General features: G+C 69.4%; 15 protein-coding genes. 10 read left to right on the top strand and 5 right to left on the bottom strand.

What is annotated here, in order from left to right; translation table 11 throughout:
* The first annotated feature begins 130 nt into the window (after positions 1–130).
* The 3 genes from cobT to OHA40_RS05975 all read left to right on the top strand — a co-directional run bounded on the left by cobT (position 131) and on the right by OHA40_RS05975 (position 2,997).
* Entirely contained in the window at positions 131–1,210 is a 1,080-nt protein-coding gene (gene cobT / locus OHA40_RS05965; RefSeq protein ID WP_330232060.1) for a nicotinate-nucleotide--dimethylbenzimidazole phosphoribosyltransferase, read from the top strand.
* A gap of 145 nt (positions 1,211–1,355) precedes the next feature.
* Positions 1,356–2,099 carry an adenosylcobinamide-GDP ribazoletransferase gene (locus tag OHA40_RS05970; RefSeq protein WP_330232061.1) on the top strand — a complete coding sequence of 248 codons (744 nt, stop codon included), beginning with the start codon at positions 1,356–1,358 and terminating at the stop codon, positions 2,097–2,099.
* Between the two features lie 184 nt (positions 2,100–2,283).
* The gene (locus OHA40_RS05975) at positions 2,284–2,997 is read left to right on the top strand and encodes an MBL fold metallo-hydrolase (protein ID WP_330232062.1); all 714 of its coding nucleotides are present in this window, start codon (positions 2,284–2,286) and stop codon (positions 2,995–2,997) included.
* Position 2,998: 1 nt separating this feature from the next.
* On the opposite strand, the gene OHA40_RS05980 is transcribed toward OHA40_RS05975, so the two are convergent.
* The 3 genes from OHA40_RS05980 to OHA40_RS05990 all read right to left on the bottom strand — a co-directional run bounded on the left by OHA40_RS05980 (position 2,999) and on the right by OHA40_RS05990 (position 5,973).
* A complete protein-coding gene (locus OHA40_RS05980) occupies positions 2,999–4,096 on the bottom strand; it encodes a branched-chain amino acid aminotransferase (protein ID WP_330232063.1) in 1,098 nt (365 codons plus the stop codon).
* Between the two features lie 117 nt (positions 4,097–4,213).
* Complete coding sequence (gene gcvT / locus OHA40_RS05985; protein ID WP_330232064.1) at positions 4,214–5,314, bottom strand: glycine cleavage system aminomethyltransferase GcvT; 1,101 nt, start codon at positions 5,312–5,314, stop codon at positions 4,214–4,216.
* Positions 5,315–5,367: 53 nt separating this feature from the next.
* Positions 5,368–5,973 (bottom strand): GNAT family N-acetyltransferase, encoded by a 606-nt coding sequence (locus tag OHA40_RS05990; RefSeq protein ID WP_330232065.1) that lies wholly within the window; start codon positions 5,971–5,973, stop codon positions 5,368–5,370.
* Between the two features lie 107 nt (positions 5,974–6,080).
* Between OHA40_RS05990 and OHA40_RS05995 the strand changes: the two genes are divergently transcribed.
* A complete protein-coding gene (locus OHA40_RS05995; RefSeq protein WP_330232066.1) occupies positions 6,081–6,887 on the top strand; it encodes a TetR/AcrR family transcriptional regulator in 807 nt (268 codons plus the stop codon).
* Positions 6,888–6,896: 9 nt separating this feature from the next.
* Positions 6,897–8,408 carry a leucyl aminopeptidase gene (locus OHA40_RS06000; protein WP_330232067.1) on the top strand — a complete coding sequence of 504 codons (1,512 nt, stop codon included), beginning with the start codon at positions 6,897–6,899 and terminating at the stop codon, positions 8,406–8,408.
* Between the two features lie 158 nt (positions 8,409–8,566).
* Here the strand turns inward: OHA40_RS06000 and OHA40_RS06005 are convergent, their stop codons facing one another.
* Positions 8,567–8,929, bottom strand: a complete 363-nt coding sequence (locus tag OHA40_RS06005) for an oxidoreductase (RefSeq protein ID WP_330232068.1) — start codon at positions 8,927–8,929, stop codon at positions 8,567–8,569.
* A gap of 259 nt (positions 8,930–9,188) precedes the next feature.
* Between OHA40_RS06005 and sucB the strand changes: the two genes are divergently transcribed.
* The 5 genes from sucB (at position 9,189) to lipA (ending at position 14,341) form a co-directional block, all read left to right on the top strand.
* Positions 9,189–10,967, top strand: coding sequence for a 2-oxoglutarate dehydrogenase, E2 component, dihydrolipoamide succinyltransferase (sucB, locus tag OHA40_RS06010; RefSeq protein ID WP_330232069.1), 1,779 nt, complete (start codon positions 9,189–9,191; stop codon positions 10,965–10,967).
* 19 nt (positions 10,968–10,986) lie between these two features.
* Positions 10,987–11,895, top strand: coding sequence for a TIGR01777 family oxidoreductase (locus OHA40_RS06015; protein ID WP_330232070.1), 909 nt, complete (start codon positions 10,987–10,989; stop codon positions 11,893–11,895).
* On the top strand, positions 11,892–12,425 hold the full coding sequence (locus OHA40_RS06020; protein WP_330232071.1) for a GNAT family N-acetyltransferase: 534 nt from the start codon (positions 11,892–11,894) through the stop codon (positions 12,423–12,425). The genes OHA40_RS06015 and OHA40_RS06020 overlap by 4 nt, the downstream gene beginning before the upstream one ends.
* 112 nt (positions 12,426–12,537) lie before the next feature.
* The gene (gene lipB, locus OHA40_RS06025) at positions 12,538–13,290 is read left to right on the top strand and encodes a lipoyl(octanoyl) transferase LipB (RefSeq protein ID WP_330232072.1); all 753 of its coding nucleotides are present in this window, start codon (positions 12,538–12,540) and stop codon (positions 13,288–13,290) included.
* Positions 13,291–13,300: 10 nt separating this feature from the next.
* Positions 13,301–14,341 carry a lipoyl synthase gene (lipA, locus tag OHA40_RS06030; protein ID WP_330232073.1) on the top strand — a complete coding sequence of 347 codons (1,041 nt, stop codon included), beginning with the start codon at positions 13,301–13,303 and terminating at the stop codon, positions 14,339–14,341.
* A gap of 169 nt (positions 14,342–14,510) precedes the next feature.
* Here the strand turns inward: lipA and OHA40_RS06035 are convergent, their stop codons facing one another.
* The gene (locus tag OHA40_RS06035) at positions 14,511–14,708 is read right to left on the bottom strand and encodes a CGNR zinc finger domain-containing protein (protein WP_330232074.1); all 198 of its coding nucleotides are present in this window, start codon (positions 14,706–14,708) and stop codon (positions 14,511–14,513) included.
* Positions 14,709–14,868 lie beyond the last annotated feature (160 nt).

The raw sequence follows: 14,868 nt of genomic DNA on the forward strand, positions 1-14,868 counted from the left end.
GTCCTGTGGGGAGCGCAGCAACCCGTCACTGCCTCGAGGGCGGTGGTCAGGTGGAGAGCGGCGGGGTTGGGCAATGGCAAGATTGGGCGGCGTAGTCGGCGGGAACCGCCATGACCGGAAAGGCTCGACAGTGACGCACGGATTCGGACCGGTAGCGCCCCCGGACGCACAGTTTCGCGCGGCCGCCGAGCAGCGGCAGGCGCAGCTGACCAAACCCGGGGGCGCGCTGGGCCGATTAGAGGTACTCGGCAACTGGGTGGCCGCGTGCCAGGGCATATGTCCGCCGAAGCAGTTCGAGCGCGCCCGCGTCGTGGTGTTCGCCGGGGATCACGGCGTCGCGCGGCACGGTGTGTCGGCATATCCGAGCGATGTCACCGCGCAGATGGTGGCGAACTTCCTGGGTGGCGGGGCCGCGGTGAACGCGCTCGCGGCGGTGGCGGGAGCCACGGTGCGGGTCGCGGACATCTCCGTCAACGCCGACACCGACCCCGAGGTGTCGAAGCACAAGGTGCGCCGCTCCAGCGGGGCGATCAATCACGAGGACGCGCTCACCGACGAGGAAGTCCAGTCGGCCATCGCCGCGGGCCGCGCCATCGCGGACGAGGAAATCGACGCGGGCGCCGACCTGCTGATCGTGGGTGACATGGGCATCGGCAACACCACCCCTGCCACCGTGCTGATCGCCGGCCTCACCAACACCGAGCCGGTCGCCGCTGTCGGCCGCGGCACCGGGGTCGACGACGCGGGATGGATTCGCAAGGTCGCCGCCATTCGCGACGCGATGCGCCGCGCCCGCCCGGTTGTGAAGGAGCCGGTCGAACTTCTCCGCGTCGCGGCGGGCGCCGACTTCGCGGCGATGGCCGCTTTCCTTGCCCAGGCCGCCACCCGGCGCACACCGGTCATTCTCGACGGCGTCGTCGTCGCGGCGGCGGCGATGATCGCCGAAGACCTCGCCGCGGGCGCGAGCGCCTGGTGGCTGGCGGGCCACCGCAGCACCGAACCAGCGCACGCCCTCGCTCTGCGACACCTGCGCCTCGAACCGCTGATCGACCTGGACATGCGCCTCGGCGAAGGCTCCGGCGCCCTCACCGCCCTGCCCATCCTCCGCTCGGCCGTGGCGACCCTCGCGGAAATGTCCACCTTCGCCGAAGCCGGTGTCAGCACCGCCGAGGCCGAACCGCCCGTCCCCACGCCGAACCTGCGCAAGTGAAGCTTCAGCGCCCCGGCGACGCCGCCCATTCCCGCTCGTCGAAGCCGAGTGCGGTCCCCGCCCGCCGACAGACCGCGTGGGCAGAACCGGTGGACCGGTCCCAGCACGATCCCACGCCCGCCGTGGCACGCAGCCGAGTTTCACCATGAACGGAATTCGGTTGGCGATCTCGTGGCTCACGGTGCTGCCGGTGCGCGGACCGGATGACGTCGATCGAGCGGCGGGGCGGGCGATTCTGGTGGCGCCATTGGTCGGTGCGCTGCTCGGGGCGGGCGCGGCGGGGCTGCTCTTGGCACTCACCCGGGCCGGTGCGAGTGCTGCGCTGGCCGGGTTGCTGGTGGTCGGTGCGCTGGCGTTGGCCACCAGAGGCATGCATCTCGACGGGCTCGCCGACACCATGGACGGGCTCGGCAGTTACGGACCGCCCGAGCGGGCCAGGCAGATCATGAAGAGCGGCGGGGCCGGGCCGTTCGGTGTCGCTGGAATCATGTTCGCCGTTGGCGTGCAGGCGTTTTCATTCGCAGCATTGGCGGGCGCGGGCCGCTGGTTCGCGGTGGCCCTGGCCGTGGCGACCGGCCGCGTCGCCGTGGTGCTCGCCTGCCGGGGTATCGCCGCCGCTCCCGGAACCGGGTTCGGCGTTCTGGTCGCGGGTACCCAATCGAGACTCGCCGCGGTGTCCTGGTCAGCGGCCGCCGTCGCGATTTCGGTCCTGGCCGTTCCCGATCGTCCATGGCTCGGCCCGCTCGCCGTCGTCGTCGCCCTCGCCGCCTCGTCGGTCCTGGTCGTCCACTGCGCCCGGCGCTTCGGCGGACTCTCCGGTGACGTCCTCGGCGCCGCTCTGGAATCCTCCGTGGCTGTCGCCGCGGCAGTGCTGTCCCTCGCCATCTGAGCCGTGCTCCACGGTGTCCACGCTCGCTGAAGCGTCCAGCGGCGGAGTCGGGACGAGGGCTGGACGGATCGGCGTCCGATCTACTCGAGCATCATTCCAGTTCGGCTCGGGCCGGAGTCTGGTCACTGGAATATCTCCGGCCGCGGCGCGCGGATCGTCTGGGTCGGGCAATAAAGTATGCGGTATGTCTGCTGAACGCCTGTACTTTCGCCAGCTGTTGTCGGGACGCGACTACGCCGTGGGCGATCCGATCGCGACACAGATGCGCAACTTCGCGTATCTGATCGGCGATCGGGAGACGGGCGAGTGCGTTGTGGTCGATCCGGCCTACGCCGCGGGCGACCTGGTGGACATCGCCGAAGGTGACGGACTGCGGCTGAGCGGTGTGCTCGCCACTCACCACCACCCCGACCACGTGGGCGGCACGATGCTCGGGTTCACCCTGCGTGGCGTGCCCGAACTACTCGAAAAGACAAGCGTCCCAGTGCATGTCAACGCCAAAGAGCTGCCCTGGGTGGCCGGCGTCACCGGGATCGCGGAGAGTGAGCTGACCGGACACGAGCACGGCGACAAGGTCACGGTCGGCGCTTTCGACATCGAATTACTACACACGCCCGGACACACTCCCGGCAGCCAGTGCTTTCTGTTCGACAACCGGCTGATCGCCGGCGACACCCTGTTCGTCGACGGCTGCGGCCGCACCGATTTCCCCGGGGGCGACTCGGACGAAATGTTCCGCAGCCTGCGCTACCTCGCCGGACTCGCCGGTGACCCGGTGGTCTACCCGGGGCACTGGTATTCGGAGGAACCCAGCGCGGCGCTGTCCACTGTCCGGGACAAAAACTACGTCATGCGTCCGCAGACCCTGGAGCAGTGGCACATGCTCATGCCGGGCTGAGTCACATCCGGCGCATCCACCCGTGGATATCGGCGAAGGTGCCGCGCTGGATGCCGGTGAGGGTGTCGCGTAGGGCCATGGTGACCTCACCTGGCTCGCCGCCGCCGATGGTGAACTCACCCTCGCCGGAACGGACCCAGCCGACCGGGGTGATCACCGCGGCGGTACCGCACGCGAAAACCTCGGTGATCTCACCGGATTCGGCGCCCTTGCGCCACTCCTCCACCGAGATCTTGCGCTCTTCGACCGGGTAGCCGGAATCGGCGGCCAAGGTCAGCAGCGAGTCGCGGGTGATGCCGGGCAGCAACGAGCCGGACAGCTCCGGGGTGACCAGACGCGCCTCGGAGCCGGAACCGAAGACGAAGAACAGGTTGTTGGTGCCCATCTCCTCGACGTAGCGGCGCTCGCAGGCGTCCAGCCACACCACCTGATCGCATCCCTTGGCCGAGGCTTCGGCCTGGGCGAGCAGCGAGGCGGCGTAGTTGCCCGCGACCTTGGCCTCGCCAGTGCCGCCCGGCGCGGCGCGCACGTATTCGGTGGACAGCCACACCCGCACCGGCTTCACGCCGCGCGGGAAGTACGCGCCCGCCGGGGAACCCAGCAACAGGTACTTGTACGACGCGGCGGGCTTCACACCCAACCCCGCCTCGGTGGCGAACATGAACGGCCGCAGGTACAGCGACTCCTCGCCACCCGCCGCGGGCACCCAGCCCCGGTCCACCTCGAGCAGCTGACGCACCGACTCGATGAACAGCTCGTCCGGCAGCTCGGCCATCGCCATGCGACGAGCCGACCTGCGGAAACGCGCGGCGTTGGCGTCGATGCGGAAGCAGGAGACGCTGTCGTCGCTCTGACGGTAGGCCTTGAGACCCTCGAAGATGGCTTGGCCGTAGTGGAACACCATCGTCGCCGGGTCCAACGACAGTGGGCTGTAGGGTTCCACCCGCGCATTCGCCCACGCGCCATCGATGTAATCGATCGAGACCATGTGATCGGTGAAGTACCGCCCGAACCCCGGCGCCGCCAGTACCTCTTGTCGCCGCTGCGCCGGAACGGGCGCGAGGTGCGGAACACGGGTGAACTGTGCGGCAGCGGTCATGCCGGAGATCCTAACCGTACCGATTCCGGCCATCTGCCCATGGTCTACGGGGCAAGTGCGCGCGCTCGATCGCCAACCCGTCGTCCCCGCCGCTCTGCCCCACCGGCCCGCACCCGGCTACTTGGCGTTGATCTCCACGAAGGGTGGGCGGACGACTTCGCAACGGAGGCGCCGGCCGCGGACATCCACCTCGACCTCGGCGCCGGGCTCGATGCCCGCCGAGGTCTCGAGCAGGGCCAGGGCGATGCCGAGTTTGAGGCTGGGCGAGAAGGTGCCGGAGGTGGTTTCGCCGACCGGCTCGCCCGCGCGCAGCACCGTCTGTCCTTGCCGGAGTACGCCGCGGTCGAGAGCCTTCAGTCCCAGCAGGATTCGGCGTGGACCAGCCGACTTCTCCTGCTCCAGCGCCGCTTTGCCCCAGAACTCCGGCTTCTTCCAGCCGACCGCCCAGCCGCAGCGCGCCTGCACCGGCGAGATCTCCAGCGACAGTTCGTGCCCGTGCAGCGGGTAGCCCATCTCGGTACGCAGCGTGTCGCGGGCGCCGAGCCCCGCGACCTGGCCCTCGGTGGCGCGCACCTGGTCGACCAGCGCGCGGAACAGCGGTTCGGCGTCGTCCCAGCGCGGCAGCAGCTCGTAGCCGTGTTCACCGGTGTAGCCGGTGCGACAGACTCGAACGGGACGGCCGTCCCATTCGGCGTCGGCGTAGGCCATGTACTCCAGGTCGGTGGGCAACCCGAGCGCGGTCAGCACCGCCGCGGAGCGCGGGCCCTGCACGGCGAATACGGCGTAGTCGCGGTGCTCGTCGGTCACGGTGATGCCGTCGGGCGCGGCCTTCTGCAGTTCACCGACGACCGCCGCGGTGTTGGCGGCGTTCGGCACCAGGAAGATCTCGTCGTCGCTGACGTAGTAGGCGATCAGGTCGTCGATCACTCCGCCGTCCGGCGCGCAGCACAGCGTGTACTGCGCCTTTCCCGGCCGGATCCGGCCGAGATCGTTGGTGAGCGCCGAGTCCACGAACGCCGCGGCGCCGGGCCCGCGCACGGTCGCCTTGCCCAGGTGGCTGACGTCGAACAGCCCGACGGTCGTACGAACCGCCTGATGTTCGGTCACCGTCCCCGCATAAGAGACCGGCATCTCCCAGCCGCCGAACGGCGCGAAGGTCGCGCCCAGTTCGATGTGCACGGCGTGAATGGGTCCTGGCAGCAGGCTCGTCTCGGTCACCAGCCGAGCTTATCCGCCGACTTGGACGCCATCACCGTAGCGGGCTTCTTCGACTAGGGACGAAACCACATGGGAATGAGGGCCGGGCCGTTCTCCGGAAGCGTGTGGGTGATTCCGGTCCGGGCGAAACCGGACCTGCTGTACAGGCGGGCGGATCGCTCGGTGCTCGCTTCCAGAAATGCCGGGACCGACGCTTCGGACGCCGCTTTCAACCGGTCGGCGAGAATCGCCGCGCCTGCGCCTTTGCCGCGATGCTCCGGCACCGTGACAATCACCTGCAAGTACTGATGCGGAAACTCGCGGGGGTGTTCTCTGGCGAGCAGGTCCGTCAGGATCGCCACGCGCTGCAGCACCCGCATGCCGGGCGCCTGTTCGGCCATCGTCTGCGCCTCGGCCGCTTCCTCGGCGAACCGCTCGACCGAGGTGATGTGCTGCCAGAGCGAGACCGACCAGATCTCCTCGCCCGCCCCGGCCACCCAGATCTCGTCGTCCCGCAAGGCGGCGTCGATCAACCTCGGGACGAACGCGGCATGGACGCTCGTATCGGGCTGCTCTTCCAGCAGCCAGGTCGTCACCACCTCGTCCGCGCTGGCCGCGCCGAACGCCTCGATGAGCGCGTCGCGATCCCGGACACTCGCCTGCCGAGCGCTGATCTCCATCGCCATCCTTTCGGTGTGAACATTGTGTGTTATGGCGAATCTAGGCAGGCCACAAGCATCTTGCTAGTATTTCGTCACACCGGTTCGTGTGTCGAAATAGGAGCCGCATGAGGTGCGTCATCTGTCGTAGCGAACTCGCCCAGCCCACCAGGGGCCGTCGGCGCAGGTACTGCTCCCGGTCCTGTCAGGCTCGCGCCTACCGGGCTCGCCGCAGCTCCGCCCCCGTTCGCCGGGCGACCCGTCCGATCCGGCTCACCGAGGTGGGCATCGCGCGGGTCGCCGTCGAGCTGGCCGACCGCGACGGCATCGATGGCCTCACCATGCGCCGTCTGGCCAGCGCGCTCGGTGTCGCGACCGCCGGCCTCTACCGGCATTTCCCCGACCGGGAAGCGCTGCTGGCCGGCATGGCCGAGCTGGTGCTGAACGAGATCCCACCGCCGGAGCCGCACTGCCGCGGCTGGCGTCCCCGGCTGCGGCACGAAGCGCACGAAGAATGGCGCCTCTACCGCGAGCACCCGTGGATGCTGCCGCTCCTGGCCCGCACCCGTCCGCCGCTCGGGCCCGCGCTGCTGGACATCCTGGAACGAAACTTCGCCGCGCTCGACCGTGCGGGCCTGGACAGGCGGACCGTCTCAACGATCTATCTCGCGCTATCGGGCCTGGTCCAGGGACTCGCGCTGCTGTGGAGTTCGGAACGCGTCGACCGGCTCGGCGATCCGCGGGACGCGGCAGGAGAGACCGCGCTGCGCCACGACCTCGCCGAGCTGCTCGACCCCGCGGTGCGTCCGGCCCTGCACCGTTACTTCGGCGACGAGGACTCCGACTTCGCCATGGACTTCGACGACCTACTGGCCACCGCGGTGGAACTGCTGCTCGACGGCGTCGCGGTGCGTCATCTGGAATCGACCGAATAGCCTGTGCCAATGACCGCTGTTGCAGATCGCTCACTCGGACCGGAACTGGCACGCACCGAAACGATCGGTGCGGACACCGATGTGCTCGTCATCGGGCTGACCTCTTCGGAGGACGGTCCCGCCATCGTGCCCGAGGACCTGTTCGGCGGCGTGATCACCGCCGAGGTTCGCGCGGAACTGCTCGATCAGCTCGGCGCGGTCGGCGCGAAGGGCAAGGCCGAGGAGCTGACTCGCATTCCGGCTCCCGCCGGACTGGACGGGGTGTCCAGCGTGCTCGCCGTCGGTCTCGGCGCCACCGACAATATCGACGCCGAGCAGATCCGCCGCTCGGCAGGCGTGGCCGCCCGCGCGCTGTCCGGCACCGAATTGGTGGTGACCACGCTGTCGGGCCTCGATCTCGCCGCCGCCGCCGAGGGCTTCTACCTGGGCGCCTACTCGTTCACGCCGTTCCGGTCGGACAAGTCCGCACCCAAGCCGGACGAGCGCCCGGTCGCCCGCGTCGAGTTCCTCGTGCCCGAGCCGGGATACGGCGAGGAGACGCTGTTCCACGCGCAGGTCACCGCCGAGGCCGTCGCGACCGCACGGGATTTCGTGAACACTCCGCCCAGCCACCTGTTCCCGGCCGAGTTCGCCTCCCGCGCACGGGAGCTCGCTGAGGCCGCCGGGCTCGCCGTCGAGGTGCTCGACGAGAAGGCCCTGGAAGCAGGTGGTTACGGCGGCGTGCTCGGGGTCGGCAAGGGGTCCTCGCGCCCGCCGCGCCTGATCCGGATCACCTATGCGGGCGGGCCGAAGAAGGTCGCGCTGGTCGGCAAGGGCATCACCTTCGACACCGGAGGCATCTCCATCAAGCCCGCGCAGAACATGGAGAACATGACCTCCGACATGGCCGGCGCCGCGGCTGTGATCGCCACGACGCTGCTCGCCGCACGACTGGGCCTGCCGATCACCGTCACCGCCACGGTGCCGATGGCCGAGAACATGCCGTCGGCCACCGCCCAGCGCCCCGGCGACGTGCTCACCCAGTACGGCGGCACCACCGTCGAGGTGATCAACACCGACGCCGAGGGCCGCCTGATCTTGGCCGACGCAATCGTGCGCGCGAGTGCGGACGAGCCCGAATACCTCATCGACGTGGCCACGCTGACCGGCGCGCAGATGGTCGCGCTCGGCACCCGCACCCCCGGCGTGATGGGCACCGAAGAGTTCCGGGACCGGGTTGCCCACATCTCCCGCGAGGTCGGCGAGAACGGTTGGGCGATGCCGCTTCCCAGCGAGCTGCGCGCGGATCTGAACTCTAAGATCGCCGACTTGGCCAATGTGGCGCCGCACCGCTGGGGCGGCATGCTCTCGGCCGCGCTGTTCCTGAAGGAGTTCGTCCCCGAGAACGTGCAGTGGGCCCACCTCGACGTCGCCGGTCCGGCTTACAACACCGGCGGCCCGTTCGGGTACATCGGCAAGGGCGGCACCGGCGTCCCGGTCCGCACCCTGATCGCGGTGCTCGAGGCCATCGCCGCCGAGTGAGGTTGCGGCGCGTCGTCCGGAGCGACTCCGGACGACGCTCGTCGCCGCTCAGCCTGCACTGGGCTCGCCCCACGACTGCACAGAGACTCGGTCGAACCGGAAGGACTTGCGCTCCGGACACCGCCGCGAAAATCGGGTGGAACGGACACACCCACCGCTCAGGGGTCGTGCAGATCCTGCTCCAGCGCGCGCCGCCGCTCCACCCGCTTGCGGGCGTCGTAGTCGCGCATCCGCTGCGGGTATCCGGTTTTGCGCACGTCGTAGACGGGGATGCGCAAATCCTTGGCAAGCCGTCGCGCCCCACGCTCGCCGACGATCCGGCGCGTCCATTCACCATCAGCGGCAATAAGCACCACTGTGACATCGGTCACCGTGGTTTTCGGTTCGACGTAGCCTTCGACACCCACGTGTGTGCGCACCCAGTCGAGCAGGTAGCGAGCATCCTGCCCGTCGACCGAACTCCCACGTAGAACGCCACCGCCCCGGGCCGCGCCGCTACGGAAACGATCCAGCAAACCCAACGACGCCGACCTCCTTTCCTGCACCGGAGAATGTTCACCGCCGGTCTTCCCATACTGCCAGCTCTGTGCAGTTCGCCGCCCTGCGCTACATGGCTTGCGAGCGAGTGCAAGGATGGACCGCGGTACAAGAACCACACGGATCTCCGGTGCCACGCACAATGATCGGTGGCTTCCGAACTCCCGGCGCGACCCGCACCGGGAGTCCGCAGCGAGATCAACTGTTGTAGAACCCGTCGAGCAGTCAGAGGAGTCAACGGACATGGCCTTCTCCGTCCAGATGCCCGCTCTTGGTGAGAGCGTCACCGAGGGAACGGTGACCAGGTGGCTGAAGCAGGAAGGAGACACGGTCGAGGTCGACGAGCCGCTGCTCGAGGTCTCCACCGACAAGGTCGACACCGAAATCCCGTCGCCCGCGGCCGGTGTGCTGTCGAAGATCGTGGCAGGCGAAGACGACGTGGTCGAGGTCGGCGGCGAACTCGGTGTCATCAGTGAGCCCGGTGAGGCGGCGTCGGCCGCGCCCGCGCCCGCTCCGGAAGCCGCGGCTCCCGCCCCCGCGCAAGAGGCCCCCGCACCCGCGCAGGAGGCGCCCGCACCCGAACCTCAGGCCGCTCCCGCCCCGGCCGCGCCCGCGGCAGCCGCCGACGGCACTCCGGTGAAGATGCCCGAGCTCGGCGAGTCGGTCACCGAGGGCACCGTCACCCGCTGGCTGAAGTCCGTCGGTGACGAGGTCGCGGTCGACGAGCCGCTGCTCGAGGTCTCCACCGACAAGGTCGACACCGAGATCCCGTCGCCGGTCGCGGGCACCCTGCTGGAGATCAGCGCGCAGGAAGACGACGTCGTCGCGGTCGGTGGACAGCTCGGCGTGATCGGCAGCGGCGCTCCCGCGGCCGCCGCACCTGCTCCGGCTCCGGCCCCTGCGCCCGCACCGAAGCCCGAACCCGCTCCTGCCCCAGCAGCTGCTGCTCCGGCCCCTGCGCCCGCTCCGGCTCCCGCGCCCGCTCCGGCCCCAGCGCCTGCTCCCGCACCGGCACCTGCACCGGCTCCGGCCGCTGCCCCGGCCGCCGCGGCTCCGGCTGCCGAATCCGCCAACGGCGCAACTCCGTACGTCACTCCGCTGGTCCGCAAGCTGGCCGAGGAGCACAAGGTCGATCTCGCGGCCATCACCGGTTCCGGTGTCGGCGGCCGCATCCGCAAGCAGGACGTGCTCGCCGCTGCCGAGGCGAAGAAGGCTCCGGCTGCCGCTCCCGCCGCGACCGCGCCCACCGCGGCGAAGGCGCCCTCCGCCCCCGCGGTGGCGCGCCCGCAGCTGGCCCACCTGCGTGGCACCGTGCAGAAGGCCAACCGCATCCGCCAGATCACCGCGACCAAGACCCGCGAGTCGCTGCAGACCACCGCGCAGCTGACCCAGGTGCACGAGGCCGACGTCACCAAGATCGCCGCGCTGCGCAAGCAGGCCAAGGCGGCATACAAGGAGCGCGAGGGCGTCAACCTGACGTTCCTGCCGTTCTTCGCCAAGGCGGTCGTCGAGGCGCTCGGCGTGCACCCGAACGTCAACGCCAGCTACGACGAGTCCACCAAGGAGATCACCTACCACGCCTCGGTGCATCTCGGCATCGCCGTCGACACCGACCAGGGCCTGCTGTCCCCGGTGATCCACAACGCCAGCGACCTGTCCCTGGCCGGTCTGGCGCGCGCCATCGCCGACATCGCCGATCGCGCACGCAACGGCGGCCTCAAGCCCGACGAATTGGCTGGTGGCACCTTCACCATCACCAATATCGGCAGCCAGGGCGCGCTGTTCGACACCCCGATCCTGGTTCCGCCGCAGGCGGCCATGCTGGGCACGGGCGCGATCGTCAAGCGCCCGGTGGTGGTGACCGACGAGACCGGCAACGAGTCCATCGGCGTCCGCTCGATGTGCTACCTGCCGCTCACCTACGACCACCGCCTGATCGACGGCGCCGACGCGGGCCGCTTCCTGACCACGATCCGGCACCGGCTCGAGGAAGCGGCGTTCGAGGCCGATCTCGGCCTGTGAGGAAGGTCCCGCGGCACGTATGAAGGTCGTGATCGCCGGCTCGTCCGGGTTGATCGGGACGGCGCTCGTCGCGGCTCTGCGCCGCGACGGGCACGACGTCGCCCGACTGGTGCGCAGAAAGGCGGCGGGCCCAGACGAATTCGCCTGGCACCCCGCCCGCGCCCACCTGGACGAGCGGGCGCTTCGCGGCGCCGACGCCGTGGTCAACCTGTGCGGAGCGAGTGTCGGCGGACGCCGCTGGACCGGCAGCTTCAAGCAGGAGTTGCGCGACAGCCGGATCACCTCCACCGACGTGCTGGCCGAGGCGGTCGTCGCCGCGAAGGTGCCGGTGCTGCTCAATGCCAGCGGCGTGCACTACTACGGCGGCGCTACCGGCGACCGTGTGGTCACTGAAACCTCCTCGGCCGGTTCGGGTTTCCTGGCCACCCTGTGCCGGGACTGGGAGAACGCGACCGAGCCCGCCGCCGCTGCCGGTGTGCGCACCGTACTGCTGCGCAGCGCGGTCGTCCTGTCCCGCACCGGAGGCATGCTCGGCATGCTGCATCCGCTGTACTCGGTGGGCTTGGGCGGCCGGTTGGGCAACGGCCGTCAGTACACGCCGTGGATTTCGATGGCCGACGAGATCGGCGCGATCCTCTTCGCGCTCACCCACGACACGGTGTCCGGCCCGATCAACGTGGTGGGCCCGGCACCTGTCACCAACGCCGAGTTCAGCCGTGCGCTGGGGCGCGCGCTGCACCGGCCCACTGCCTTGGTGATGCCTTCGTTCGTGCTGCGCGCACTGGTCGGCGAGCTGGCGCAGGAGGCGATCCTGCGCGGCCCCAGGGCAATTCCCACGGCCCTCGAGGAGGCGGGCTACCAGTTCCAGCATCCCACCATCGGCGCCGCACTTGCGGCCACGGTGGGACAACACGGAGACGATCGATGACCGGACTCGGCACCAGGCCCGCCACCGTCATCCGGGACGCGAACCCCGATGACCTGCCCGCGATCCTCACCATCCACAACGCGAACATCGCCGCCTCCACCGCGATCTGGGACACCGAGCAGGTCGGCCTCGATGATCGCCGCACCTGGTACCGCGACCGCACCGGCGCCGGTCTGCCCGTCCTGGTCGCCGAGATCGACGGTGAGGTGGCCGGGTATGCGAGCTACGGTCCGTGGCGCACCAAGTCCGGTTACCGCTTCACCGTGGAGAACTCGGTCTACGTCGACGAGCGCTTCCACCGCCGGGGCATCGCCACCGCCTTGCTCACCGAACTCGTCGAACGGGCGCGCCGCGCGGGCACCGTGCACGCCATGGTCGCCGCCATCGAAGCCGGCAACACCGGGTCGGTTCAGCTCCATGAACGCTTCGGTTTCCGCACGGTCGGCGTGCTGCCCGAGGTCGGCCACAAGTTCGGGCGCTGGATGGATTTGACCCTCATGCAACTGACGCTGCCGATCAGCGTCGACTGAGCCACCGCGGTCGGTCGAGCATCCCTACAGCTCTCCCTCGGCAAACCTGATCGGCCTGTGGTGGTTCCCACACCGAGCTGCTGGAATCGGACATCCCCGTGGGCGTACCGTCATGGCTGTGAACCACACGCGCACCACCCTGTCCGCCCGATTCGATACGACCCCGATCGTGGTCGAGGATCTCGGACTCATCGACTACCACGCCGCCTGGGAGCTGCAGCGCACCATCGCCGACCAGCGCGCGGAAGGCAGCGGATCGGACCATCTGCTGCTGCTCGAGCACCCCTCGGTCTACACGGCGGGCCGCCGCACCGAGGCCGAGGATCTGCCGATCGACGGCAGCCAGGTCGTCCAGGTGGACCGCGGCGGCAAGATCACCTGGCATGGTCCCGGTCAACTCGTCGGCTACCCGATCGTGCGGCTGGCCGAGCCGGTCGACGTGGTCAACTACGTGCGCCGCCTGGAAGAGGCGCTGATCACCGTCTGCACCGGCCTCGGCCTCGTCTGCGGCCGGGTCGAGGGCCGCTCCGGCGTCTGGCTGCCCGCGACCGAGCTGTATGCCGAACGCAAGATCGCCGCGATCGGTGTGCGCGTGCAACGCGGCGTCGCACTGCACGGCCTCTCGTTCAACTGCAACTCCGCCATGGACGGGTTCCAGGCCATCGCCCCGTGCGGTATCCGCGACGCAGGGGTCACCACCCTGACTCGCGAGCTCGGCCGCGAGGTGACCGTGGCCGAGATCAAACCGCTGGTCACCGACGCCGTCATCCGCGCCCTCGACGGCGAGCTGCCGGTCACGGAGCACGATATTTCGCGCGTCACTCCCGGGAACACCACCCCGCGGCCTCCCACCGCGACGGCGTAAGGTCGATCGAGTGACCTCAGTCGACACCCCGACACCCCACAACGCGGCCGCACCCAACGGCCGCAAGCTCCTGCGCATCGAAGCCCGCAACGCGGAAACCCCGATCGAGCGCAAACCCAAGTGGATCCGCACCCGCGCCACCATGGGCCCCGAGTACTCCGAACTCAAGGGCTTGGTGAAGCGCGAGGGCTTGCACACGGTGTGCGAAGAAGCAGGCTGCCCCAACATCTTCGAATGCTGGGAAGACCGCGAGGCCACCTTCCTCATCGGCGGCGAACAGTGCACCCGCCGCTGCGATTTCTGCCAGATCGACACCGGCAAGCCCGCGGCCCTCGACCGCGACGAGCCCCGCCGTGTCGCCGAAAGCGTCCAGGCCATGGGCCTGCGCTACTCCACCATCACCGGCGTCGCCCGCGACGACCTGGACGACGGCGGCGCCTGGCTCTACGCCGAAACCGTCCGCGCCATCAAGCGTTTGAACCCCCATACCGGCGTCGAACTGCTGATCCCCGACTTCAACGCCGACCCCGACCAGCTCGCCGAGGTCTTCTCCACCCGCCCGGAAGTGCTGGCGCACAACCTCGAAACGGTCCCGCGCATCTTCAAGCGCATCCGCCCCGCCTTCCGCTACGAGCGCTCCCTCGCGGTGCTGACCGCCGCCCGCGAAGCGGGGTTGGTCACCAAGTCCAACCTCATCCTGGGCATGGGCGAAACCCCCGAGGAAGTCACCCAGGCCATGCGCGACCTCCACGAGGCAGGCTGCGACATCCTCACCATCACCCAATACCTGCGTCCGTCGCCGCGCCACCACCCGGTCGACCGCTGGGTGAAGCCGGAAGAGTTCGTCGAGCACTCCAAGACGGCGGAAGAAATCGGCTTCGCAGGTGTCATGGCAGGCCCGTTGGTCCGCTCCTCTTACCGAGCAGGCCGGTTGTATGCCCAGGCGATGGCGCACCATGGTCGCGAAATCGCCCCGGAAATGGCTCACCTCGCCGAGGGAGGCACCGCCTCGCAAGAAGCCAGCTCCGTGTTGGCCCGCTTCGGCTCCTGACCACTCACCAAGCAGTTTCGGCCCTCGCACACACTCATGTGCGAGGGCCGACGTTTGTCGACGGCGTCCGGCTGACTATGCGCGTCGTGTGGCTCCGCGCCGCTGCCGCACAACCAGTCGACTCGCCGCCGCGAGTTTCTCGGTAACACTGCCACCGGGAAGAACAGCGTCACAGTGACGCAGTACGAATCCGGGTCCAACGCTCGCAGTGCCGGGCTACGCGGACCCGGTTGCCGCAGTGTTGTGGTGAGCACCAGCGGCGCCCCGGGAGGGCGGGTCCGACCAGCAGAACACAGTCGTCGTCCTCGTTCGGCACCGGCCACTTCGCCCTGGAAACCCCATCTGGCCGAGTTGATGGCCCTGCCACTGCGCCGATGCTGTCCAGCGAAGCGCCGTGCTGCCTGCGACGCCCGGTCGATCGCCCCCATTCATCGCCGTTTGTCTCGACCGGCTGCCGGGTTCTGCGCTGTGAGGCCCGCCACAGCGCGTCACGTCGCCGGGCAACAGCTCGTCCACCACTCGAGACC

This window comes from Nocardia sp. NBC_00508, assembly GCF_036346875.1.
In the GTDB taxonomy this organism is placed as follows: domain Bacteria; phylum Actinomycetota; class Actinomycetes; order Mycobacteriales; family Mycobacteriaceae; genus Nocardia.

Bases quoted from the DNA above. Each gene is read 5' to 3' on its own strand.
- OHA40_RS05970 (WP_330232061.1), top strand. From the start codon at position 1,356: ATGAACGGAATTCGGTTGGCGATCTCGTGGCTCACGGTGCTGCCGGTG.
- OHA40_RS05975 (WP_330232062.1), top strand. From the start codon at position 2,284: ATGTCTGCTGAACGCCTGTACTTTCGCCAGCTGTTGTCGGGACGCGAC.
- OHA40_RS05980 (WP_330232063.1), bottom strand. From the start codon at position 4,096: ATGACCGCTGCCGCACAGTTCACCCGTGTTCCGCACCTCGCGCCCGTT.
- OHA40_RS05990 (WP_330232065.1), bottom strand. From the start codon at position 5,973: ATGGAGATCAGCGCTCGGCAGGCGAGTGTCCGGGATCGCGACGCGCTC.
- OHA40_RS05995 (WP_330232066.1), top strand. From the start codon at position 6,081: ATGAGGTGCGTCATCTGTCGTAGCGAACTCGCCCAGCCCACCAGGGGC.
- OHA40_RS06000 (WP_330232067.1), top strand. From the start codon at position 6,897: ATGACCGCTGTTGCAGATCGCTCACTCGGACCGGAACTGGCACGCACC.
- sucB (WP_330232069.1), top strand. From the start codon at position 9,189: ATGGCCTTCTCCGTCCAGATGCCCGCTCTTGGTGAGAGCGTCACCGAG.
- OHA40_RS06015 (WP_330232070.1), top strand. From the start codon at position 10,987: ATGAAGGTCGTGATCGCCGGCTCGTCCGGGTTGATCGGGACGGCGCTC.
- OHA40_RS06020 (WP_330232071.1), top strand. From the start codon at position 11,892: ATGACCGGACTCGGCACCAGGCCCGCCACCGTCATCCGGGACGCGAAC.
- lipB (WP_330232072.1), top strand. From the start codon at position 12,538: ATGGCTGTGAACCACACGCGCACCACCCTGTCCGCCCGATTCGATACG.